This window comes from Pseudomonas sp. WS 5059 (genome assembly GCF_012985525.1).
Classification (GTDB): domain Bacteria; phylum Pseudomonadota; class Gammaproteobacteria; order Pseudomonadales; family Pseudomonadaceae; genus Aquipseudomonas.
The window spans coordinates 209016-230285 of the sequence record NZ_JAAQWO010000005.1 but is presented as its reverse complement, the minus strand read 5'-3'; the positions used below and the strand labels follow the sequence as shown (position 1 = coordinate 230285).

Annotated in this window: 19 protein-coding genes, 4 tRNA genes and 1 pseudogene; 6 read left to right on the top strand and 18 right to left on the bottom strand. The window is 62.2% G+C overall.

Annotation, left to right across the window (positions count from 1 at the left end; all coding sequences use genetic code 11):
• Nucleotides 1–39 precede the first annotated feature (39 nt).
• Entirely contained in the window at nucleotides 40–1779 is a 1740-nt protein-coding gene (locus HBO12_RS16230) for a dipeptidase (RefSeq protein ID WP_170042660.1), read from the top strand.
• 86 nt (nucleotides 1780–1865) lie between these two features.
• On the opposite strand, the gene HBO12_RS16225 is transcribed toward HBO12_RS16230, so the two are convergent.
• The 4 genes from HBO12_RS16225 to HBO12_RS16210 all read right to left on the bottom strand — a co-directional run bounded on the left by HBO12_RS16225 (nucleotide 1866) and on the right by HBO12_RS16210 (nucleotide 2279).
• Nucleotides 1866–1941, bottom strand: a tRNA-Gly gene (locus HBO12_RS16225).
• A 3-nt stretch (nucleotides 1942–1944) separates the two neighbouring features.
• A tRNA-Glu gene (locus HBO12_RS16220) sits at nucleotides 1945–2020 on the bottom strand.
• Nucleotides 2021–2125: 105 nt separating this feature from the next.
• Nucleotides 2126–2201, bottom strand: a tRNA-Gly gene (locus tag HBO12_RS16215).
• A 2-nt stretch (nucleotides 2202–2203) separates the two neighbouring features.
• Nucleotides 2204–2279 (bottom strand) — tRNA-Glu (locus HBO12_RS16210).
• Between the two features lie 358 nt (nucleotides 2280–2637).
• On the opposite strand from HBO12_RS16210, the gene HBO12_RS16205 reads away from it, so the two are divergent.
• Both HBO12_RS16205 and HBO12_RS16200 read left to right on the top strand, forming a co-directional pair.
• Entirely contained in the window at nucleotides 2638–3408 is a 771-nt protein-coding gene (locus HBO12_RS16205) for a hypothetical protein (RefSeq protein ID WP_092234781.1), read from the top strand.
• 125 nt (nucleotides 3409–3533) lie between these two features.
• A complete protein-coding gene (locus HBO12_RS16200) occupies nucleotides 3534–4346 on the top strand; it encodes an alpha/beta fold hydrolase (RefSeq protein ID WP_169956827.1) in 813 nt (270 codons plus the stop codon).
• Between the two features lie 136 nt (nucleotides 4347–4482).
• On the opposite strand, the gene HBO12_RS28795 is transcribed toward HBO12_RS16200, so the two are convergent.
• The 4 genes and pseudogenes from HBO12_RS28795 to HBO12_RS16185 all read right to left on the bottom strand — a co-directional run bounded on the left by HBO12_RS28795 (nucleotide 4483) and on the right by HBO12_RS16185 (nucleotide 8928).
• The gene (locus HBO12_RS28795) at nucleotides 4483–5187 is read right to left on the bottom strand and encodes a methyl-accepting chemotaxis protein (RefSeq protein ID WP_371923399.1); all 705 of its coding nucleotides are present in this window, start codon (nucleotides 5185–5187) and stop codon (nucleotides 4483–4485) included.
• Between the two features lie 204 nt (nucleotides 5188–5391).
• Nucleotides 5392–5568 (bottom strand): annotated as a pseudogene (locus tag HBO12_RS28790) (methyl-accepting chemotaxis protein); the annotation flags it as partial.
• A 969-nt stretch (nucleotides 5569–6537) separates the two neighbouring features.
• On the bottom strand, nucleotides 6538–7962 hold the full coding sequence (locus HBO12_RS16190; RefSeq protein ID WP_170042658.1) for an aminotransferase-like domain-containing protein: 1425 nt from the start codon (nucleotides 7960–7962) through the stop codon (nucleotides 6538–6540).
• Between the two features lie 204 nt (nucleotides 7963–8166).
• Nucleotides 8167–8928, bottom strand: coding sequence for an SDR family oxidoreductase (locus HBO12_RS16185; RefSeq protein ID WP_170042657.1), 762 nt, complete (start codon nucleotides 8926–8928; stop codon nucleotides 8167–8169).
• Nucleotides 8929–9154: 226 nt separating this feature from the next.
• Here HBO12_RS16185 and HBO12_RS16180 point away from each other — a divergent pair, with 226 nt between their 5' ends.
• Nucleotides 9155–10162, top strand: a complete 1008-nt coding sequence (locus tag HBO12_RS16180) for an NADP-dependent oxidoreductase (RefSeq protein ID WP_170042656.1) — start codon at nucleotides 9155–9157, stop codon at nucleotides 10160–10162.
• Nucleotides 10163–10319: 157 nt separating this feature from the next.
• Here the strand turns inward: HBO12_RS16180 and pyrF are convergent, their stop codons facing one another.
• Nucleotides 10320–11018 (bottom strand): orotidine-5'-phosphate decarboxylase, encoded by a 699-nt coding sequence (gene pyrF, locus HBO12_RS16175; protein WP_029292743.1) that lies wholly within the window; start codon nucleotides 11016–11018, stop codon nucleotides 10320–10322.
• Nucleotides 11019–11284: 266 nt separating this feature from the next.
• Between pyrF and HBO12_RS16170 the strand changes: the two genes are divergently transcribed.
• Complete coding sequence (locus HBO12_RS16170; protein ID WP_169956845.1) at nucleotides 11285–12034, top strand: response regulator; 750 nt, start codon at nucleotides 11285–11287, stop codon at nucleotides 12032–12034.
• The gene (locus tag HBO12_RS16165) at nucleotides 12034–13074 is read left to right on the top strand and encodes a sensor histidine kinase (protein WP_170042655.1); all 1041 of its coding nucleotides are present in this window, start codon (nucleotides 12034–12036) and stop codon (nucleotides 13072–13074) included. The genes HBO12_RS16170 and HBO12_RS16165 overlap by 1 nt, the downstream gene beginning before the upstream one ends.
• Before the next feature lie 28 nt (nucleotides 13075–13102).
• Here the strand turns inward: HBO12_RS16165 and HBO12_RS16160 are convergent, their stop codons facing one another.
• The 9 genes from HBO12_RS16160 to HBO12_RS16120 all read right to left on the bottom strand — a co-directional run bounded on the left by HBO12_RS16160 (nucleotide 13103) and on the right by HBO12_RS16120 (nucleotide 21106).
• Nucleotides 13103–14164, bottom strand: coding sequence for an AI-2E family transporter (locus HBO12_RS16160; RefSeq protein ID WP_169956816.1), 1062 nt, complete (start codon nucleotides 14162–14164; stop codon nucleotides 13103–13105).
• Between the two features lie 71 nt (nucleotides 14165–14235).
• Nucleotides 14236–15054: a DUF4892 domain-containing protein gene (locus HBO12_RS16155; RefSeq protein ID WP_169956814.1), complete on the bottom strand. Its 819-nt coding sequence runs from the start codon at nucleotides 15052–15054 to the stop codon at nucleotides 14236–14238.
• Nucleotides 15055–15156: 102 nt separating this feature from the next.
• A complete protein-coding gene (locus HBO12_RS16150) occupies nucleotides 15157–16011 on the bottom strand; it encodes an alpha/beta hydrolase (RefSeq protein ID WP_169956812.1) in 855 nt (284 codons plus the stop codon).
• Nucleotides 16008–16811 (bottom strand): alpha/beta fold hydrolase, encoded by an 804-nt coding sequence (locus HBO12_RS16145; protein ID WP_170042654.1) that lies wholly within the window; start codon nucleotides 16809–16811, stop codon nucleotides 16008–16010. The genes HBO12_RS16150 and HBO12_RS16145 overlap by 4 nt, the downstream gene beginning before the upstream one ends.
• 97 nt (nucleotides 16812–16908) lie before the next feature.
• On the bottom strand, nucleotides 16909–17352 hold the full coding sequence (locus HBO12_RS16140) for a hotdog fold thioesterase (protein WP_169956808.1): 444 nt from the start codon (nucleotides 17350–17352) through the stop codon (nucleotides 16909–16911).
• Between the two features lie 30 nt (nucleotides 17353–17382).
• Nucleotides 17383–19050, bottom strand: coding sequence for an AMP-binding protein (locus tag HBO12_RS16135; RefSeq protein WP_170042653.1), 1668 nt, complete (start codon nucleotides 19048–19050; stop codon nucleotides 17383–17385).
• 226 nt (nucleotides 19051–19276) lie between these two features.
• The gene (gene sixA, locus HBO12_RS16130; RefSeq protein ID WP_170042652.1) at nucleotides 19277–19726 is read right to left on the bottom strand and encodes a phosphohistidine phosphatase SixA; all 450 of its coding nucleotides are present in this window, start codon (nucleotides 19724–19726) and stop codon (nucleotides 19277–19279) included.
• A complete protein-coding gene (locus HBO12_RS16125) occupies nucleotides 19723–20070 on the bottom strand; it encodes a DUF4389 domain-containing protein (RefSeq protein ID WP_170042651.1) in 348 nt (115 codons plus the stop codon). Before HBO12_RS16125 ends, sixA begins: the two co-directional genes overlap by 4 nt.
• Nucleotides 20071–20080: 10 nt before the next feature.
• Nucleotides 20081–21106: an NAD(P)H-dependent glycerol-3-phosphate dehydrogenase gene (locus HBO12_RS16120; RefSeq protein ID WP_169956803.1), complete on the bottom strand. Its 1026-nt coding sequence runs from the start codon at nucleotides 21104–21106 to the stop codon at nucleotides 20081–20083.
• Nucleotides 21107–21270: the final 164 nt, after the last annotated feature.

Here is a 21270-nt window from a genome sequence, read left to right as displayed (position 1 = left end):
AACTTCCTACTCACCACCTGCAAAGGAATGCCCCCAGCAATGGACTTCTCCCTCAAGCACCTGGCCGCCGCCACCCTGATGGTCGCCAGCCTGTCCGCCTTTACCGCACCCGCCTTCGCCAACATCACCCCGCAACAGAGCGCGACCATCCTCAAGACGTTCAATGACGCGTCGATCAAGGACTTCCGCACTTTCCTGGGCAGCCTGGCCAAAAGTGAACTGGGCAAAACCGCCGATCTCGGCCCGGCGATCAGCGCATTTCTCGATAACAAGAGCCTCAGAGCCGAACAGCAAAACGAGATTCACCGCCTGCTGGGCATTTACGCCCGGGTGAAATACGGCGCAGCGGCTACCGAGACCCTGCGTGAGCTGGTGGCCATACCGACCTTCCAGGTAGAAGGCGTAGCCCAGCACGACAACCCTGAATTCATCAAGATCGCCGACAAGATCAAGAGCCTGGCCCAGGCGTTCAACCTGAACTTTCGCAATGTCGACAACCGCGTCTATGAAATATCCCTGGAAGGTACGGGCGATGAAGTGGTCGGCATTCACGCCCACGCCGACGTGGTACCGGTGACCCCGGAAAACTGGGTCCTGGCCGACGGCACCCGCCTCGACCCATTCAAGGTCACGCTGATTGGCGACCGCATGTACGGCCGCGGCACCGAGGACGACAAGAACGGCATCGTGGTAACGCTGTATGCGATGAAAGTGATCAAGGAAGAAAACCTGCCCCTGGCACGCAACTTCAAGCTGCTGGTGGACACCACCGAAGAAACCACTGGCGACGCCATTCCTTACTACTTTGAACACAACCCGACGCCGAACTACAACCTGGCGCTGGACGGCGGCTACCCAGTGGTCATCGCCGAGAAAGGTTATGGCACGGTCATGGCGACCTTTGCCAAGCGCAAGGCAGATGGCAAAGGCGCCGAGATCATCGCCATGACCGGCGGCCTGGCGACCAACCAGATTCCTTCGGCCTCGGTAGCCACATTGCGCAGCGACAAACCCGCTGAACTGGCGGCCAGCCTGCAGCAGGCCGGCGCTGCGTTTGCCAAGGCCAATGGGGGTGATTTCACGGTAGATGCCAAGGTTGTCGGCAATGATGTCAAGCTGACCGTTACCGGGGTGTCGGCCCACTCTTCGGAGCCCGAATCCGGTATTAACCCGGTCGCGCGGATGCTGGTCTTCATTAATAGCCTGGATGGCAAGGTTGCGCTCAAGCACAACGAAATCACCGACGCTGCGCGTTACGCCGCCGACAACTGGGGCCTGGATTATCTGGGCGGCAAATTGGGCGTGGGCTTTTCCGATGCGTTCATGGGGCCGCTGACCACTTCCCTGACCTTCGTCGGCATGGATGAAAAAGCCTTCAAGCTGGCAGTCAACCTGCGGGTGCCGAAGGGCAAATCCCCGGAAACACTCAAGAAAGAGATCGCCGACAAGCTCAGCGCCTGGAGCAAAAACACCCATATTGCGCCGACCTTCGATTACTCGGTGGCCGCGCCGATGTATCGCAACCCCGAGGGCGAGTGGGTCAAGGCGTTGCTGGCCGTGTCCACCGAAAACCTGGGCATGAAGCCCGAGTTCGGTACTTCGGCCGGCGCAACGTCGGTGCATGAACTGCCAAACGGCGTGCAATTCGGCCTGGCCCGACCAGAAGCCAAGTACACCGGCCACACCGACAACGAGTTCAAGACCACCGAGCAGTTCCTGCTGGACCTACAGATCGTGACAGAAATGATGGGACGTATCGGGCAACTGCCAAAACTCTAAGCCAACCCTTGGACCTGCTCTTGCAGCGGGTCCATCCCGGACAAACAAAAACGCCGCTCATCACTGAGCGGCGTTTTTGTTGAATATGGAGCGGGAAACGAGACTCGAACTCGCGACCCCGACCTTGGCAAGGTCGTGCTCTACCAACTGAGCTATTCCCGCAAATGGCGTCCCCTAGGGGACTCGAACCCCTGTTACCGCCGTGAAAGGGCGGTGTCCTAGGCCACTAGACGAAGGGGACACGCTAACTGAAACACATGGTGTGTATTCCAGTGCCCAGAGGCCTTGTCCGAAGACTTGGTCCTGGTTTCACTCAGTGCCGCCCGAAAGCCACACTGTTTAAAAATGGAGCGGGAAACGAGACTCGAACTCGCGACCCCGACCTTGGCAAGGTCGTGCTCTACCAACTGAGCTATTCCCGCAATGGCGTCCCCTAGGGGACTCGAACCCCTGTTACCGCCGTGAAAGGGCGGTGTCCTAGGCCACTAGACGAAGGGGACACACGTACAACATTCACTCCCTACCGCGTTTCGCTGTGTGCTTTACGCTGTAAGTGGCGCGCATTCTATGGATGGATTGAAAGGTCGTCAACCCCCAAGGATAAATTTATTTAAATCAATGACTTCCCCCTGCTTTCCAGGCACTCCCGGGGTTTCTCGCCGTCCAGGCTTTGGCGCCTATATTCTGGCGCCCGACAAGGCGTTATAGTCCCCACCCGCGAATGATGGCAATGTGCATCTATAAAGACGATGCCTACATATACAGATGAAAGCACCGACTCATCTCGTCGAAGAGTCCTATCCGCCGCATGCGCCAATCACTACACTTCAACGCACATCCCATAAAGAGGTCACACCGGTGACACCACTCATGATCACCCTGCTGGTAATAGCCGGGATCGTAATACTGATCGCCATTGGCTACATGAACCACGTGGTGGAAAACAACAAACTGGAAAAGGCCCGTGCCCAGATCGAACTCAACGATCGGCTGCGCCGCTGTGGCGAGATCACCGAGACGTTCCCTGGCCAACTGATGACGCCGCAGCTCAAGCTGCTGCTGACCCGCCTGGAACTGAACGTCAACCAACGCATGCTTCACCTGAACAAATCCAGCGCCACTATCAAGGCACGTATTGCCGAGTTGGAAGCACTGGTAGGCCAGGGCGAATCGATCCCGGTGAACAACCCCCCGGGACCGATCCAGACCGAAGCCAAGGCCAAGGATGTGCGCTTTCTGCTCGAAGCCCTGCACGGCCAGGTCACCCGCGCCGCCCAGGACGGCTTTTTGCCGACCAATGAGGCCAAGCACTGGATCCGCGAGATCCGTCACCTGCTGGTGCTGCTGCACATCGAGTTCTTCAACAATCTTGGCCAGCACGCGTTGCAACAGGCGCAACCCGGCCAGGCGCGCCTGGCGTTCGAGCGCGGCGTGCAATACCTGCGCAAGCAGCCTGAGCCGGCCACCTACAGCCAGCACCTGCAACTGCTGGAAAAACAATTGGCGCGCGCCAACTCCATGGTGCTGACCAACAGCCAGCAAACCGCAGAAGAGGTCAATGAACTGACCGCAGGCTTAAAGGCCGATGACGCGGATGCCGAATGGAAAAAGAAAGTCATCTACGATTGACCCCCTCCTGTACTTAAGTCACCGGGTGCATTTCCTGCACTCGGTGCCATCATCCTGCGGCTATCCCCCCTTCTATAATTCGCGTACAAAAGTGCACTTCATGCACTTAACCAAGGAGGCAAGCCGTGCCTATCGCCATCATTGATGATCAGCCCTTGCACTACGTGGACCAGGGTTCTGGCCCAGCTGTCCTGCTCGGCCAGAGCTACCTGTGGGACCAGCAGATGTGGGCACCGCAGATCGCCGCCCTGTCGCAACAGTACCGAGTGATCGTGCCAGAGCTGTGGGGCCACGGTGAGTCCGGCCCACTGCCAGCATCGACCCAGAGCCTGGACGACCTGGCGCGCCAGGCCCTGGCGCTACTGGACCACCTGGGCCTTGCCAAGGTCAATCTGGTGGGTTTGTCAGTCGGCGGCATGTGGGGCGCCCCGCTGGCGCTACTGGCGCCCGAGCGGGTCAATAGCCTGGTGCTGATGGACACCTACCTGGGCGCAGAGCCTGAGGCGACCCGCGAAAAGTATTTCGCGCTGCTCAGCGCGATTGAAGCCACGGGGGCTATCTCAGATGCGCTATTGGATATCATCGTGCCGATCTTCTTCCGCCCCGGCATCGACCGCGACTCTGCGCTGTATCAGGACTTCCGCCAATCCCTGCGTGACTTCCCCAAGGATCGCCTGCTACAGAGCATTGTGCCCCTGGGGCGCCTGATTTTCGGTCGAGGTGATGCGATGGCAGGCCTGTGCCGCCTGAACTCCGATACTACGTTGGTGATGTGCGGTGACGAAGACCAGCCGCGCCCACCCGCAGAGGCGCAGGAGATGGCTGAGCTGATTGGCTGCGATCTGGTATTGATCCCGGGTGCAGGGCATATCTCCAGCCGGGAAAACCCGGATTTCGTCAATGAGGCGCTGCTGACCTTTTTGGCAAATCACGCCTGATCACACCTTGCGTATCTCCAACATGGATGAGATGCCGAGGCACGCAGCTACATTCCCCTGTGGGAACGGGCTTGCCCGCGATGTACACCTCAGGGTGTCAGCTCCCACAGGGAACTCGTTCCGGTCCTGAATATGATTACAACCGGAAATGCCCCACCATCCCCTTGAGTTCCGCCCCCAGTTGCGCCAACTCGATGCTCGACGCGGCGTTACCCTGCATGCTCAGCGCCGATTGATCGGCACTGGCGCGGATGCTGGTGACGCTACGGTTGATCTCTTCGGCCACTGAGCTCTGCTGTTCGGCGGCCGCCGCGATCTGCTGGTTCATCTGCTGGATCAGCGAGACCGCCGCCGCAATGCTGCCCAAGGCGCTTTCGGTTTCCAGGGCATCGCTGACGGCCAGTTTCACCAGCTCGCCACTGTGCTGGATATCCCGCACTGAGGACTGCGCTGCACTGCGCAGGGTGCTGACCAGACGTTCGATTTCTTCCGTCGATTGCTGGGTGCGCCGGGCCAGGGCCCGCACTTCATCGGCGACCACCGCGAAGCCGCGCCCTTGCTCGCCGGCGCGTGCCGCCTCGATGGCCGCGTTGAGTGCCAGCAGGTTGGTCTGCTCGGCCACGCTTTTGATCACCTCCAGCACGCTGCCAATGTTCTGGATTTCCGCGCTCAGGCTCTCGATGCTGGTACTGGCGGATGTCGCCGAACTGGCCAGCAACTCGATGCGCTGCAAGCTCTGGCGCACCACCTGTTGGCCGCTGTCGACCTTGTCGTCGGCGGTTTGCGCCGCTTGGGCGGCCTGCTCGGCATTGCGCGCCACATCATGCACCGTGGCGGCCATCTGGTTCATGGCGGTGGCGACTTGCTCGGTTTCTTCTTTCTGGTTGCTGACTTCGAGGTTGGTCTGCTCGGTCACGCTGGACAACGACTGAGCCGAGCTGGCCAATTGCGCAATGCCCGCCTGCAACCCGCTGACCATGCTGCTCAGGCCCCCGCCCATCTGCTGCATCGCCTGCATCAACTGGCCCATTTCGTCCTGTCGGCTCACCTCCATGCGCCCGCTGAGATCCCCGGCGGCAATCTGCCGGGCCACGCCAATCACGCTGCGCAGCGGCAGCACGATCAACCGGGTAATCAGCCACGCCGCAATCACCCCCACCAACAAGGCCAGGGCCGACGAAACAATGATCAGCAAGCTGCTCTTGGCCAACTGCGCCTGCATCGACTGGTCCTGGGCGGCATAGGCCTGGTTGACCTGCGCCACCACCTGCGCCGCCCGCTCATGCAACTGCTGGTAGACGATCTTTTCCTGGGCCAACAGGCCGGTGTATTCGGTGAGTTTTTCGCTGAAGGCGCCGATGTGCCCGACCACTTCATTAAGCACCGTCTGATAGCCGGGGTCCTTGACCAGGGTCTTCAGTTGTTCGGCCTGGGCCAGGGCCTGGTCAGCCTGTTCGATGCGGCCTTGCCCGGCACTGTCCTCATCACCCTTGCGGCTTTGATCCAGACGCACCCGCGCTTCGTTCATGGCCTGCAACATCAGGCGCGAGACCTGCGCCACCTGGCCGGCCTGCTCGATAAACTCGGCGCCCTCCCTACCCTGGCTTTCCTTGAGGCCATAGGCCCCGTCGTCGGCCAGGCCGGCCTGCAATACATCAAGGTTGTTGGCCACGCTGGACACCGACCAACTGGCCATTTCCAATGCCAGGTCCTTGGCCTGGGTCAGCTCGACAAACTCGTCAAACGCCTTGCGATAGGCAGCCAGGGCCTGCCCGACCTCGCTCATGTTCAGCGCCAGCGCCTCGGCCAACAGGCTATCGACCCGCTGGTGCAGGGCCTCGACCGACTTGGCGTCGGTGCGCAACGCATACTCCTGCTCGATCAGGCGCACGTTCAGCAGCCCTTCATTGAGCGAAGACATGCCCTTGAGCCCCACAAAACGCTGGCCAACGGTTTGCAGGGACCACACGCCAATCGCCGCCACCAGGGCCGTCAGTAGCAATACCAGGGCAAACCCCAGCCCCAGTTTCCTGGCCAGCCCAAGGTTGGCAAATCGTCGTTGCACGGCCCAAATCATTGCGCAAAATCCTCTTGGCGTGGCGAATGCCAGCAAGCCCGGTATCCATGCAACGAGATTCGCAACCCCGGCCCCGGCAACACAAGACGTTGGCGCCACAATAATGGCAAAAAGCTACATACCCGTCGTTTTCAGAATGGTGGAGGTCGATCCTGCAGGCCCCATCGCCTTGAACAACGCCAGGGCCCGGTGATCACAGGCATAGGCCACGTTGATCCGTAGCCAATCGGCGTGCTCGCCGGTCGGGCTGAACAACTCCCCGGAAGACAGCAGGACCCCAAGCTGCCGCGCCCTGGCATGCAACCTCGTGCCATCCACTGCGCCGGGGCGCGCCCACACAAACATGCCACCTGCAGGTACCGCAAACACCTCCCACTCTTCGTCCTCCAGCACCTGCAACGTCTTCGCCATCTCCGTGCTCAAGCGACGGCGCAGGCGTTGCACCCATTTGCGGTAGGTGCCGTTGGCCAGCAGGCTCGCCACCATCGCTTCGGCGAAGCGCGAGGTGCCCAGGCCCGTCAGGGTCTTGAGCTTGAGCACTTGGCCGATCAAGGCCGTGCTGGCAGTGAGATAGCCGACTCGCAGGGCGCTGCTCAGGGTCTTGGAAAAACTCGAGACATAGATGACCCGATCACCATGGGCCAATGCCGCCAGCCTGATACAGGAAGCATGTTGCAGGTCGCCGTAGACATCCTCCTCGACAATCAGGAAGTCCCGGGCGTGGGCCAGGTGCAGCAGGCGCTCGGCCACTGTCCGCGAGAGGCTACTACCGGTCGGGTTGTGGTAGAGGCTGTTGATGAACAGGCACTTGGGGCGGTGGCTGGCCAGCAGCGCCTCCAGGGCCTGGATGTCCGGGCCACTGCGGGTCCTGGGGACCTCCAGCAACTTGACGCCGTGGAAGGCCAACTGACGATAAAGGTTGCCGTAGCCAGGGGTCTCAACCACCACCGTATCGCCGGCCTTGAGCAAGGTGCGGATCAGCAGGTCCTGGGCATGGCTGGCACCATGGGTGGTGAGAATGCGCTCGGTACTGCTGGCCACCTGGATCTGCGTCAGGCGCTTGTGCAATTGCTCACGCAACACCGGCAACCCCAGGGGCGTGCTGTAGTTGAAAACCCCTGCGGTATCGGTACGGCTGATTTCGCGAATCGCGTAGCTGATGTCATCACTTTCACGCCAGGAGTCCGGCAGCCAGCCGCACCCCAGCTTCAATTCGCCCAACTGGTTATCGGTAAAGGCTCCCCACCTGCGCTCCGCGCCCTCGTACCACTGGCACTCTGCCAGTGGACTGCTGGCCACAGGTTGTTCGGCGATAACAAACCCCGAGCCGGCCCTTGAGGCCAACATCCCTTCGGCCACCATGCGCTCCAGGGCCTCAATCACATTGGATTGACTGAGCAGGTTGTCATGAGCCAGTTGCCGGATGGACGGCAGGCGCGTTCCAGGGCTGACCCCGCTCTCTCGGATCCATGCGGCAATGGCGCTGACAATTTGCTGAACCACCGGTACAAGGGCTTGTCGATTGATCCCTAAATCCATGAGCCACCCCCTTCAACTGTTTGGTTTTAACTCAAAACAGTTAAGCACAGAAGGTCCGGATCACCCCGCTCATAAATTTATTAAATCATTGATTTTATTGAATTATTTACCTATTGAAACACAATAAACCAAGGCATCTTGCCACCTGCGGAAACGCCCCACAGCGCCTCAAATCACTTTCCCAGTGGTGCACGGCAGCAGGTCCTAAATAGCGGTCGCCCCACCATCCACCGCCAATGCATGTCCGGTGGTGAACGCCGCACCATCGCTGCACAAATACAGGACCGCACTGGCGATTTCCCCGACCGTACCAATACGCCCGACCGGGTGCATGGCGGCGGCAAATTCGGCCTTGCGCGGATCGGCTTCATAGGCGCGGCGGAACATGTCGGTGTCGATCACCGCCGGGCACACGGCGTTGACGCGGATTTTCTTTTTCGCGTACTCGATGGCCGCCGACTTGGTCAGGCCAATCACCGCATGCTTGGACGCCGCATAAATGCTCATCTTCGGCGCAGCCCCCAACCCGGCCACCGACGCGGTATTGACGATCGCCCCGCCGCCCTGGGCCAGCAGCAACGGCAACTGGTACTTCATGCACAACCACACGCCCTTGACGTTGACGCCCATGATCGCGTCGAACTCATCCAGGGTGCCGTCGGCCAACTTGCCTTGTTCGATTTCGATGCCGGCATTGTTGAACGCATAGTCCAGGCGGCCATAACTGTTCAACACCTGCTGCATCAGGTTCTTTACATCCGCCTCCAGGGTGACGTTGCAGCGCACGAACACCGCCTCACCGCCCACCTCGCGGATCAGCGCGACCGTGCCATCGCCGCCCGTCACATCCAGGTCGGCGACCACCACCTTCAAGCCCTCCTCGGCAAATGCCAGTGCCGTGGCGCGGCCAATGCCGTTGGCGGCACCAGTGACCAGGGCGACCTGGCCGGAAAACGTCATGCTCATAGCTTTTATCCTTGGATGAATACCCGTTCGCCCAGCATAGCCAGTGCCCGGCGCCGCGCGTCAGCACTATCAGAAGGCCGGTTGAACGCCCATGCGTGGCAGTGATAAGTGTGCCGTGCCCACTATCAGGCCAGCCTATCGACGGGCATTCGCAGGCATCGGCCGAACTTGCTCCTGGCGCCTGGAAGGTCTATCACTTGAGGTTCATTTACCCAGAGTCCCTGCCATGACTGCCCAGACCAACCGCCAATTCCTGCTTGCCAAACGCCCGGTCGGCGCGGCCACGCGGGACACCTTTACCTTTCAGGAAGTGCCAGTGGGCAACCTGGCGGACGGCCAGGTACTGGTGCGTAATGAGTACCTGTCCCTCGACCCGGCCATGCGTGGCTGGATGAATGAAGGCAAGTCCTACATCCCGCCGGTAGGCATCGGTGAAGTCATGCGCGCCCTGGGCGTAGGCCAGGTCATCGCCTCGAACACCCCGAAATTCGCCGTAGGCGATTATGTGAATGGCGCCCTGGGCGTGCAGGATTACTTCCTCGGCGAGCCGCGAGGTTTCTACAAGGTCGACCCGAAACTGGCGCCGTTGCCGCGCTATCTGTCGGCGCTGGGCATGACCGGCATGACCGCCTACTTCGCCCTGCTCGACACCGGCATGCCTAAGGCCGGCGACACCGTGGTGATTTCCGGCGCCGCCGGGGCGGTAGGCAGCATTGCCGGGCAGATCGCCAAAATCAAGGGATGCCGCGTGGTCGGGATTGCCGGCGGCGCCGACAAGTGCAAGTTCTTGCTGGATGAACTGGGGTTCGATGCGGCCATCGACTACAAGCACGAAGACGTGCCGGCGGCCCTCAAGCGCGAATGCCCGAAAGGCGTGGATGTGTATTTCGACAACGTGGGCGGCGATATCCTCGATGCCGTGCTCAGCCGCCTCGCGCTGAAGGCGCGGGTAGTGATCTGCGGTGCCATCAGCCAGTACAACAACAAGGAAGCCGTGAAGGGCCCGGCCAACTACTTGTCGCTGCTGGTCAATCGGGCGCGCATGGAAGGGTTTGTGGTGATGGACCACGCGGCGAACTTTGCCGCCGCCGGCCAGGAAATGGCCGGCTGGATGGCGCAGGGCAAGCTCAAGAGCAAGGAAGATATTGTCGAGGGGCTGGAGACGTTCCCGGAGACGCTGATGAAGCTGTTCAACGGCGAGAACTTTGGCAAGTTGGTACTCAAGGTCAACTGACACCCCACAGAGCCCTTGTGGGATTGGGTGCCAGCCGACACACCATAAGCAAATGTAGGAGCTGGCTTGCCTGCGATAGCATCACCTCGGACTGACTGAAAAACCGAGGTGCCTGTATCGCTGGCAAGCCAGCTCCCACATTTTTAGCGCAAAGGCATCAGGCGATTTCAGCAACCACCGCCGCCAGGGCCTTGGCCGGATCAGCCGCCTGGCTGATCGGGCGACCAATCACCAGGTAATCAGAACCCGCATCCAGCGCCTGGCGCGGGGTAAGGATGCGGCGCTGGTCGTCCTGGGCGCTGCCCGCCGGGCGAATCCCCGGAGTCACCAACTGCAACGCCGGATGGGCGGCCTTCAACGCCTGGGCTTCCAGCGCCGAACAGACCAGGCCATCAAGGCCGGCCTTCTGCGCCAGGGCCGCCAGGCGCAGCACTTGCTCCTGGGGCTCGATATCCAGGCCGATACCGGCCAGGTCTTCACGCTCCATGCTGGTCAGCACGGTTACACCGATCAGCAGCGGCTTGGGACCGCTGCGTTGCTCCAGCACCTCACGGCACGCGGCCATCATGCGCAGGCCGCCGGAACAGTGAACGTTGACCATCCACACGCCCATCTCGGCAGCGGCCTTGACCGCCATTGCGGTGGTGTTGGGGATATCGTGGAATTTCAGGTCGAGGAACACCTCAAAACCTTTGTCCCGCAGGGTGCCGACGATTTCTGCGGCGCAACTGGTGAACAATTCCTTGCCGACCTTGACCCGGCAGAGCTTGGGGTCCAACTGGTCAGCCAGCTTCAGTGCGGCGTCACGAGTGGGGTAATCCAGGGCGACGATGATAGGAGTCTGGCAGACGGACATTGGAATGGGCTCTCAGGCAAGTCGAAATCGGCGCGGATTGTAGCGCAAGCAGCGGCTTTGCGGGATCCGATGATCGGTAAATCCTCGCCGACTGCCTACTTTTCTGGGAGAAGCGGCTAATATTTCAAAGTCGATACATTCACGACACGCCTGCAACATGCCCCGCCAGTAGCCTCGCCCGCATGCCCCGACACGGCGCCTACGCTCAACGCACCTACCCCGTCGCCGCCCCTGGGCCGACGGTCAACCAGGCAGATGATCGCACCATGCATACCCCTTGTGCCCTGAACCACGAGCCCGCCACCGAGGACAAGCGCTGGAACACCCGCGCGCTGATCGTCGACGACGATGTGCCGATCCGCGAACTGCTGATCGATTACCTGGCCCGCTTCAACATCCTCGCCAGCGGCGTGACCGATGGCGCCGCCATGCGCCAGGCCATGCTGGCCGAGACCTTTGATGTGGTGGTGCTCGACCTGATGCTGCCGGGCGAAGACGGTTTGTCGATTTGCCGCTGGCTGCGGGCCGAATCGGATATCCCGATCCTGATGCTGACCGCCCGCTGCGAACCCACCGACCGCATTATCGGCCTGGAGCTGGGGGCTGACGACTATATGTCCAAGCCGTTTGAACCCCGGGAACTGGTGGCGCGGATCCAGACCATCCTGCGCAGGGTTCGTGATGAGCGCACCGAGCAGCGGACCAACATCCGCTTCGATAACTGGCGCCTCAACAGCGTGCTGCGCCAACTGGTGGCCGACAACGGCCTGGTGGTGCCGCTGTCCAACGCCGAATTCCGTTTGCTGTGGGTATTTATCGAACGTCCGCGCCGGGTGCTCAGCCGCGAACAGTTGCTGGATGCCGCCCGTGGGCGCTCGATCGAAGCCTTTGACCGCAGCATCGATCTGCTGGTCTCGCGCCTGCGCCAGAAACTGGGGGACGACCCCAAGGCCCCGCAACTGATCAAGACCGTGCGCGGTGAAGGCTACCTGTTCGACGCGCGAGACATTGGCTGATGCGCAACGCCTTCAACACGTTGTTTGGCCGCCTGTTCGGGGTGTTGCTGGTGGGCATTGTGCTGGCCCATGTGCTGGCGATCCTTTGGTTCCAGCATTACGGCCCGCCGCCACCACCGCCTGTCACAACGCTGGTCGAACAAGCGGACGGTACCTTGGAGCCCCAGATACATAGCCGTCCCAGACTCAGAGGCGCGGTGGTGCTGCTGTCCTTCCAATGTATCTCGCTGATCATCGCCGCGTGGTTCGGCGCCAAGCTGCTCAGCCGCCCGATCCAGCGCTTGAGCGCGGCGGCCGAGCGCCTGAGCCTGGACCTGGACAGCCCGCCCCTGGACGAATCCGGCCCGCGCGAAGCCCGCCAGGCTGCCTCGACCTTCAACCTGATGCAACGGCGCATCCGCGAACAAGTCAGCCAGCGCGCGCGCATGCTCGGCGCAGTGTCCCACGACCTGCGCACCCCGCTGTCGCGGCTCAAGCTGCGCCTGGAGCAGATCGACGATATGCGCTTGCAGGGCCAGATGCGCCACGATCTGGACGACATGATCGGCATGCTCGACGCCACCTTGAGCTACCTGCACGAACAACGCACCGGCGAAAGCCGACAGTGGCTGGACGTGCAGGCACTGGTGCAATCTTTGAGCGAAAACGCCCAGGACCAGGGCGCAGACGTGCAGTGCCTGGGCCAAAGCGCCCCGCTGCAAGTGCAACCCATGGCCTTGCGCTCGTGCCTGAACAACTTGATCGACAACGCCCTGCGTTATGCCGGTACGGCGCGCATTGAACTGCAGGATAGCCCCCAGGCGCTGGTGATTCGGGTGATCGACCATGGGCCGGGGATTGCCGCCGAACAGCGGGAAGCGGTGTTCGAAGCGTTTTTTCGGCTGGAAGGCTCGCGCAACCGTAATTCCGGGGGCGTGGGGCTGGGGATGACCATCGCCAAGGAGGCGGTGGAGCGGTTGGGGGGTAGATTGAGCCTGGAGGAAACACCAGGCGGTGGGTTGACGGCAAAAATGTGGCTACCCAGAAGCGAACCCCTGTAGGAGCCGGCCTGCCGGCTCCTAGCAGAGATCAGTTTGTCTTGTCCTCGCGACGAACCTGCGCCTGGCTGGCGCTCCAATCCGTCAACAGGCTATACGCCACTGCCAGCAAGGTCGGCCCGATAAACAAGCCGATAAAGCCAAACGCGATCAAGCCACCAAATACCCCCAGCAGCACAATCACCAGCGGCAGGTTGCCGCCGCGGCTGATCAGGTACGGCTTGAGCACGTTGTCCACGCCGCTGATGATGAATGTGCCCCAGACGCCAAGGAACACCGCATAGGTGTAATCGCCCTTCCATACCAGCCAGGCCGTGGCCGGGATCCATACCAGCGGCGGGCCCATGGGGATCAGGCTCAGCAGGAAGGTGACGATGCCCAGCACCAGTGCCCCCGGCACGCCGGCGATCAGGAAGCCGATCAGTGCCAGCAGTGCCTGGGCGGCGGCGGTGCCGATCACGCCGTTGACCACCCGCTGTACGGTACCGGCGACCAGGTCGATGTAGTACCCGGCACGCTCACCAATCAAGCGTTCCAGCAAACGGTGGACGAACATCGCCAGGCGCGGCCCGTCGCGGTAGAAAAAGAACACAAACACCAGGCTCAGGGTCAGCTCCAGAATGCCGCCGCCGATCTGCGCGCTACGGGCCAGCAGCCAGTTGCCGACCTGCCCCAGGTACGGCTTGATCGTGACCATCAAGGCTGCGCCCTGTTGGTCGATGCTGTCCCACATGCCCACCAGCCGCTCTCCCACAAACGGGATGGAGCCCAGCCAGGTGGGCGCCTCGGGCAGGCCGTCGACCTGGACGTCCTTGATCAGCGCCACGGCGTCGCGCACGTGGTCGGCCAGGTTGAAGCCCAGCCACACCAGCGGCACCGCCACCAGCAGCATCCAGCCCAGGGTCAGGATCCCGGCGGCCAGGGACTCGCGGCCACCCAGGGCGCGGGTCAACAGGCGCATCAGCGGCCAACTGGCAAACGCCAGCACCGCGCCCCAGAACAGCGCCGACCAGAACGGCGCCATCACCCAGAAACTGGCACCAAACAGCACCAGGAGCAGGATCTGCACCAGCAGGCGATCATTGTTGAGCATGTGGTTTCTCGAAAAAAGTCTGTAGAGGAAGAGCTTAGGCGAACGGCACGGGTCCGTTCGCCCTGGAACGATCAGCGGATCACTTGCAGATGCAGGCCCTTGGCCTCGCTAGTGGCGGTTTCCAACCGCGCCGCGCGTACGCCCTTGTCGATCAGGCCCTGGCGCCAGGCTTCGGCGTTGGGCCCGCTCAAACTGACCCGCAAGGTGGTATCGAGGTTCAATCCACGGGAAATCAGGGTCAGCCACGTGGCGTCGGGCTCAGCCCCCAGCGAGGGGAAATCCAGCTCGTCGGTGCTTTTCAGTTCGCGCAACAACGTGGCCGAGGTTGGCAGCAATTGCCCCAAGGGCGCGCTGGCGTCCATTTGCTCCACATGCAGGTACGCCCGGCGATTGCCGCGAGTGATGCCGTACAGCGCCACCAGGGAGTTGTCCTGGGGGGCGGCCAGGCGCAGCAAGAGGAATTCCTGCTGGCCATCGGCGCCCACCAGCTTGGCATTGCCCAGGACCTCGTTGGCCCACAGGCTGCTTTCGCCACAATCGCGGGCCTGGCACCAGAACAGCAACTGTGCGCCCTGCTCTTGCAAGGCCTCGCGCGTGGATTTGAAGGCCGCGCTGGAACTGTGCTCGGCGGGCAGTTCATAGGTGATGGCGGTCACTTGACCACGCGCCGTGGCCTGGCCTTCGTAACGTAACTGGCCGCTGATCTTGCGGATCGCGCCCATCGGGTAGATGCGTTCTTTTTCTTCGGCGGGACGGTAGTCGACAATCTGCGCATCCACCTGACGGGCCACGCTGGGCAGATCCTGGCTTCCCGGTAGATCAGCAGCGAAAACCAACGGGCTGACGCAGCACAGCCCAAGCACACGGATAATTCCCTTGGCACTACTCATCGGATCGGTGCGCCTGGGCCGGTGGATGCCTTCGCGGTATTCGGATTGTTCATGGTTGACTCCCTTTCAATCCGCCCAGCCTCGACAGTTGCCCCCGCCAAGTCAAGGCGCGGTGAAGAACCGATTGAAACAGTCTGCAACAAGAGCGGCCCCCGGCTCGTCATTCAGGTGCAAATGATGGCCACCTGCAAGGGTCGTCACGGTGAACGGCAGCTGCGAAAGCAGCTCGGGATGCTTGGCCAGCATGCCCTCTTGTGCGACCACCAACTGCGTAGGGCAAGCTACCCGGCGCACGAAGGCCATGGCCTGTTCTTCCGTCAGGCGCATCGGCGAGGCCAGTGTCAGGCGGCTGTCGCTGCGCCAGGTGTAGCCGCCCGGTACCGGCATCAAGCCGCGCTGGGCCAGGAGTTCCGCGGCTTCACGGCTGACGGCGACCACACCTTTCATCCGCGCCTCCACCGCCCGGTCGAGGCTGCCATACACCGGCTTGCGCTTGTCTTGCAGGTTGATTTGCGCCTGCAAGGCCATGCCCAGGCGCTCGGCGGCGTTCTCGCCGGTGGCGGTCGGCGGGATCACGCCGTCGATCAATGCCAAATGCGTCACGCGCTCCGGCATGGCCCCGGCCAGTACGGTGGAAACAACTGCACCGAGGGAGTGGCCAAGTAATGCAAAACGTTTCCAGCCCAGTTGTTCGGCCACTTGCAGTACATCGAACACGTAATCCCACAGCGCATAACCTGCGCCGGCCGGACGATGGGACGAGTGGCCGTGGCCGGCCATGTCCAGGGCGACAATACGCAAGCCGTGCAGCTTGGGTGCCAGGCGCGCGAAGCTGTTGGCGTTGTCCAGCCAGCCATGCAGGGCGATCACCGGCAGGCCGTCTTGCGGGCCGAACAGATGGGCCGCCAGCTCGATATGCGGCAGGCTCAGGCGCACTTCTTCGACAGGCACGGTCATGCGCAACTGCGCTCGCGGGCTTGCCAACGGGTGAACAGGTTCTTGATCAAGGTCGCCGTATCCTGCGGGCGCTCCAGGGGAAACATGTGGCCGCCGGGCATGGTCAGCATCTCGCCCATGGGCAGGCGCACGACGCCGCTGGCGTGATGGCGCATCACCACCCGGCTCTGCCGGCCGCGTACCACGGCCAGTGGCACTTTCAATTGGCGAGTCTGGCCAGGGCTGGTGTGTGGCACGCCGCGGTAGATGCTGATTTCCGTGGCCGGGTCGAACCGCAGGCGCAGGCGATCGCCGACCTGGTGCAAACCGTGTTGCAGATAGGCCTCCAGGCAATCCGGGTCAAACCCGCGGAACAACGTCTTGCCGGAAAAATACTGGCGCGCGGCCTCCAGATCGGCGAACTCTTCGCGCCGGCCCAGGGTGCGGCCAGCCGGGGTCAGACGGTCGATCAGGCCAAAACGCTTGGCCGCACGGATCACCCAGCGGTCGGCCAGGGTCAGCACCGGCGAGTCGAGCATCACCACCCCGCGATACAACTGCGGGCAGCGCAAGGCCGCATGCAAATGCAACACCCCACCCAGTGAATGGCCGACGCCCCACACCGGCTCCGGTTGCTGTTCCAGGTGGTGGATCAATTCGTCCACCAGGTTCTGCCAGTTGTCATCCACCGGAAACCGCGGATCGTGGCCGTGCTGTGACAGGTGCGCCACTGCGTACTCCGGCGCCAGGGCCGCGAACAATTTGCCGTAGGTCGCCGAAGGGAAGCCATTGGCATGGGTGAAAAACACATGTTGCGACATAGCCTGCCCATCTTCAAAAACAGAAATCGATTGTCCCCACCCCCGGTCGCTACAGCAATGACTGTAACTGCCAGGAATGATGACACTCACGCCACGCCTATCGCGCTGGCGGGTTCTCGCCCAGCGGCACCACGGCCATGGTCAGGCGCGACACGCAACTGGCCTTGCCCTCGTCACTGGTCAGGCGAATGTCCCAGACATGGGTGGTGCGCCCGATATGGATCGCCCGGGCCACCGCCGTCACCCGCCCGGACCGCAGGCCGCGCAGGTGATTGGCGTTGATCTCCAGGCCCACGCAGTAGAACTTGCTGGCGTCGATGCACAAATAGCTCGCCATGGAGCCGACTGTTTCGGCCAACACCACCGAGGCCCCACCGTGCAGCAGGCCATAGGGTTGATGGGTGCGGTGGTCGATCACCATGCTGGCGGTCAGGGACTCGTCGTCGAAGCGTTCGAAACGGATGTCCAGCACTTCACCAATGGTGTTTTTCTGGATGGCATTGAGTTGCTCGATATTGGGAAGGGTGCGCCACAGGCTCATTGCAGTGTCCTTATTGATTTTATTGAATGCTCAATCCTGCCACAGCACCGCCTCGGAGCGCGCGCTCCAGGCCTGGAACTGTGGACCGTAGGTTGACTCGATCACGTTGCGCTTGATCTTCAGGGTCGGCGTCAGAAAGCCGTTTTCCACGGCCCAACTGTCTTTCACCACCACCAGTTGACGCAAGCGCTCATGTTTATCCAGCACCTGGTTGACCTCCTCCAGCAGGCGCTCCAGGCTGCCGTGCAAGGATTGCCGGGCCTCGCTGGCTGCCTCTTGCAGGCCCACCGCAGACAGCACGCACAAGCCCATCGGCGCGCTCAGGCCATCGCCGACCACACACACCTGCTCGATGCGCCCGTGCTCCGCCAGGCGGTTTTCGATGGGCGCCGGGGCCACGTACTTGCCCTTGCTGGTCTTGAAGATTTCCTTGAGGCGCCCGGTCAGGCGCAAGCGGCCTTCGGCATCCTGCTCGCCCTTGTCGCCGGTACGCAGGAAGCCGTCCTCGGTGAGGGTCTCGGCGGACTTCTGCGGGTCCTTGAAGTAGCCGAGCATGGTCGCGCCGCTGCGTACCTGGACTTCGCCAGCCGGATCGATGCGCACCTCCACGTCCGGGCACGGCAGGCCGATCCAGCCGATTTTCTGCTGGCCGGGGCGACAGACGTGGGAATAACCACAACTTTCGGTCATGCCATACACCTCCAGCACGTCCAGGCCCAGGCGCTGGTACCAGCGCAGCAGCGCCTCGGGCACCGGCGCGGCACCGGACAGGGCCACCCGGACCGCGTCCAGCCCGAGGCCGGCAAGGACCTTGTGGCCGACACGCTTGCCGATAAATGGCAAGCGCAGCAGCAGGTCCAGGCGTTTTTCCGGGATTTTGCCGTACACCCCCATCTGGAATTTGGTCCAGATCCGCGGCACGCCGAACAGGGCCGTGGGCCGGGCGCGTTGCAGGTCGGCGAGGAAGGTGTCGAGGCTTTCGGCAAAAAACACCGTTTGCCCGGTGTAGATCGCCGCCATCTCGACGAACATGCGCTCGGCCACATGGCACAGCGGCAGGTAAGACAGCAGGCGATCGCCCTCCCCCAGGCCGAACAGCTCGGTACCCCGGGTCGCCGCGAACGCCAGGCCGCCGAAGGTATGCATTACGCCCTTGGGCAGGCCAGTGGTGCCGGAGGTGTAAATGATGGTGGCCAGGTCCGTGGCCGCAGGCGCGGGGTCATCCTGGATCGGCGAACAGGCTTGCAGGTCGGCCCAGGTGAAGTCGAACTCACCCTCGGGGCACAGCGGCAGGCTGATGGTCGCAAGCCCGGCCTTGATGCCTGGGGCCATGGCTGGCCAGTCGTCAAGCTTGCCGATAAACGCCAACGCGGCCTCGGAGTGCTCCAGCACATGGGCCACGGAATCGGCGGTGAGGTTGGGATACAGCGGGACCGAGATATGCCCGGCCATCCAGATCGCCAGGTCGGCGATGATCCAGTGCGCGCAGTTTTTCGAGATCAGGGCAATGTGCGAGCCCTGGGGCAACTCCCGCGCGCGCAGCCAATGGGCGGCACAACGGGCCTGGTGACCGGCTTCGCCCCAGGTGAGCGTCTGCACCTCTCCGCCGCCCAGGGGCTGGACCAGGAAGCGCTGGCGCGGATGGCGCGCCTCACGTTCAAAGAAGACCTGCAGCGGCAAACGAAAAGCGACAGACATGGGACGCGCTCCTGTGTGTTTTTATCGAAATCAACCAACCAAGCACTTGCTTGGTAGACTATTCCATGCACAAAGGGCGCTGCAAGTTACTTGCAGGCACAACACAAATAAGTGTGGGAGCGGGCTTGCCCGCGATTGCGATGGGTCAGTCAATAGAAATGTCGACTGTTACACCGCTATCGCGGGCAAGCCCGCTCCCACAGGTGATTGTGTTGTGCCTGAAAAATCAGGGGTTTTTGACGCTATTGAGGCTCATCAGCCCCGCCAACGGAAAGTCCCCTTCCAGCTCCGCCAGGCTGGCGGTGTGCATCGGTTGCGGCTGGCGCTGGTGGCCGTGCTGTAAAAAGCTGATCAGGTTGCCCACCAATGGCTGATGGCTGACCAGCAGCACACTGTCATCGGTGTCGAGTTTTTCCAGCACTTGCAGGGGGTTGCCGTCCGGCGTCAGCCACGGCACGGTGCGGATTTCTGGCACAAACCCCAGCGCCTCACGCACCAACTGTGCAGTCTGCTGCGCCCGCGCATAAGGGCTGGCAATGATTGCGCTGATGGGTTGGCCGATCAGGTACGCGGCGCTGTGCAGCACTTCTTCGCGGCCCCGCTCGGTCAGGTTGCGCTGGGCGTCGCTGGACGCATGGGACTCGGCCTCTCCGTGGCGCAATATCCACAGTTTCATAGCTTGGGCTCTTCATCGCGCACCGGGTGCGGGGCTGGCGGCACGCCGTGGGCGGCCTCGCCTTCCGGAGCGCGCGGGGTTGGCCAATCGGCGAAGGGCCAGGGTTTCTGCTCGCTGTGGAAGCTGCCAAAGCGGCCAATCTGCGCGAGGAACTGGCTGAGGCTGTCGCCAAAGTTCATCAGGCCCAGGTTCGGTGCGCCGTAGATCAGGCGGTAGATCAACTGCACCACCACCAACGCCCCGAGGATGAACTGCGCCACTTGCCAGACCAGGGCAAACACCAGCATCCACAGGATGCGCAGGACAATGGATTCATACTTGGGTGCTGTTTTCGGATCGTTCATCGCGCGTTCCTCAGTTGAAACCACTGGTGGAAATAAAGTCGACATCGGTCTTGGGTTCGGCACGCATCAGCAACTCGATGACCTGGTTCAAGGTGCGCCCTTCGAACAGGATCGCGTGCAGGCCGGCGACCAACGGCATATAGACCCCGGTCTCCTGGGCCTTGGCCTTGAGCACCTTCAGGGTGTTGACCCCTTCGGCCACTTCACCCAGGCGGGTGACGGCATCTTCCAGGCTCAAGCCCTGGCCCAGGGCAAAACCCACTTGGTAGTTGCGGCTTTTCGGTGACGAACAAGTGACGATCAGGTCGCCCACCCCGGCCAGGCCGAGGAACGTCATGGGGTTGGCGCCCTGGTTGACCGCAAAGCGGGTCATTTCCGCAAGCGCGCGGGTGATCAGCATGCTCTTGGTGTTTTCCCCCATGCCCAGGGCCACCGCCATGCCGGCGATGATGGCGTAGACGTTTTTCAACGCACCGCCCAGCTCCACGCCAAAGCGATCGGCACTGGCATAGACACGGAAGGTGCGGCCATGCAGCACCGCCTGCACCTGTTCGCACAGGGCCTCGTCTTCACTGGCGACCACGGTGGCGGTCAAGGCGTGTTCGGCCACTTCCCGCGCCAGGTTCGGCCCGGAGAGCACGCCAATACGGGCCTGGGGCGCGATGTCCTCGAGGATTTCGCTCATCAGCTTGAAGGTCTGGGCCTCGATGCCTTTGGTCAGGCTGACCAGCATCTTGCCCGCCAGCCGCTCGGCATGGGGCGCCAGCACCGAGCGCAGGGCGCTGGAAGGCAGCGCGACGAAGCACAGGTCGCAGTCATCCAGGGTGGCCTGCAGGTCCGTGACCGGCGTGACCGCCGCATGAATCTTGATGCCCTTGAGGTAACGGGGGTTTTCCCGGTTGACCCGGATGGCCTCGGCCTGTTCGGGATCGCGCATCCACTGACGCACCTGATGGCCGTTCTCGGCCAGCAGATTAGCCACGGCGGTACCAAAACTTCCGCCTCCCAGGACCGCAATTGGGCGCTGTTCAGTCATATGCAATCCGTTAATCCATAGCAGTGGCGATGGCGGCATTATACGGGCCGGCCCGATGGCGGCCAGCCCTTCCGTAATTTCCCGCGATTGTCGGAAAATGGCCGGATAGACCACAGTAATTGCGATAGCGCCGACTGGCAAAAGCGCCCGCCTCAGTTAACATG

Excerpts from the sequence above, each read along its gene's own strand:
- HBO12_RS16230 (WP_170042660.1), top strand. The coding sequence starts at position 40 with ATGGACTTCTCCCTCAAGCACCTGGCCGCCGCCACCCTGATGGTCGCC.
- HBO12_RS28795 (WP_371923399.1), bottom strand. The coding sequence starts at position 5,187 with ATGGCCGCCACGGTGCATGATGTGGCGCGCAATGCCGAGCAGGCCGCC.
- HBO12_RS16190 (WP_170042658.1), bottom strand. The coding sequence starts at position 7,962 with ATGGATTTAGGGATCAATCGACAAGCCCTTGTACCGGTGGTTCAGCAA.
- HBO12_RS16185 (WP_170042657.1), bottom strand. The coding sequence starts at position 8,928 with ATGAGCATGACGTTTTCCGGCCAGGTCGCCCTGGTCACTGGTGCCGCC.
- HBO12_RS16180 (WP_170042656.1), top strand. The coding sequence starts at position 9,155 with ATGACTGCCCAGACCAACCGCCAATTCCTGCTTGCCAAACGCCCGGTC.
- pyrF (WP_029292743.1), bottom strand. The coding sequence starts at position 11,018 with ATGTCCGTCTGCCAGACTCCTATCATCGTCGCCCTGGATTACCCCACT.
- HBO12_RS16170 (WP_169956845.1), top strand. The coding sequence starts at position 11,285 with ATGCATACCCCTTGTGCCCTGAACCACGAGCCCGCCACCGAGGACAAG.
- HBO12_RS16165 (WP_170042655.1), top strand. The coding sequence starts at position 12,034 with ATGCGCAACGCCTTCAACACGTTGTTTGGCCGCCTGTTCGGGGTGTTG.
- HBO12_RS16160 (WP_169956816.1), bottom strand. The coding sequence starts at position 14,164 with ATGCTCAACAATGATCGCCTGCTGGTGCAGATCCTGCTCCTGGTGCTG.
- HBO12_RS16155 (WP_169956814.1), bottom strand. The coding sequence starts at position 15,054 with ATGAGTAGTGCCAAGGGAATTATCCGTGTGCTTGGGCTGTGCTGCGTC.
- HBO12_RS16150 (WP_169956812.1), bottom strand. The coding sequence starts at position 16,011 with ATGACCGTGCCTGTCGAAGAAGTGCGCCTGAGCCTGCCGCATATCGAG.
- HBO12_RS16145 (WP_170042654.1), bottom strand. The coding sequence starts at position 16,811 with ATGTCGCAACATGTGTTTTTCACCCATGCCAATGGCTTCCCTTCGGCG.
- HBO12_RS16140 (WP_169956808.1), bottom strand. The coding sequence starts at position 17,352 with ATGAGCCTGTGGCGCACCCTTCCCAATATCGAGCAACTCAATGCCATC.
- HBO12_RS16135 (WP_170042653.1), bottom strand. The coding sequence starts at position 19,050 with ATGTCTGTCGCTTTTCGTTTGCCGCTGCAGGTCTTCTTTGAACGTGAG.
- sixA (WP_170042652.1), bottom strand. The coding sequence starts at position 19,726 with ATGAAACTGTGGATATTGCGCCACGGAGAGGCCGAGTCCCATGCGTCC.
- HBO12_RS16125 (WP_170042651.1), bottom strand. The coding sequence starts at position 20,070 with ATGAACGATCCGAAAACAGCACCCAAGTATGAATCCATTGTCCTGCGC.
- HBO12_RS16120 (WP_169956803.1), bottom strand. The coding sequence starts at position 21,106 with ATGACTGAACAGCGCCCAATTGCGGTCCTGGGAGGCGGAAGTTTTGGT.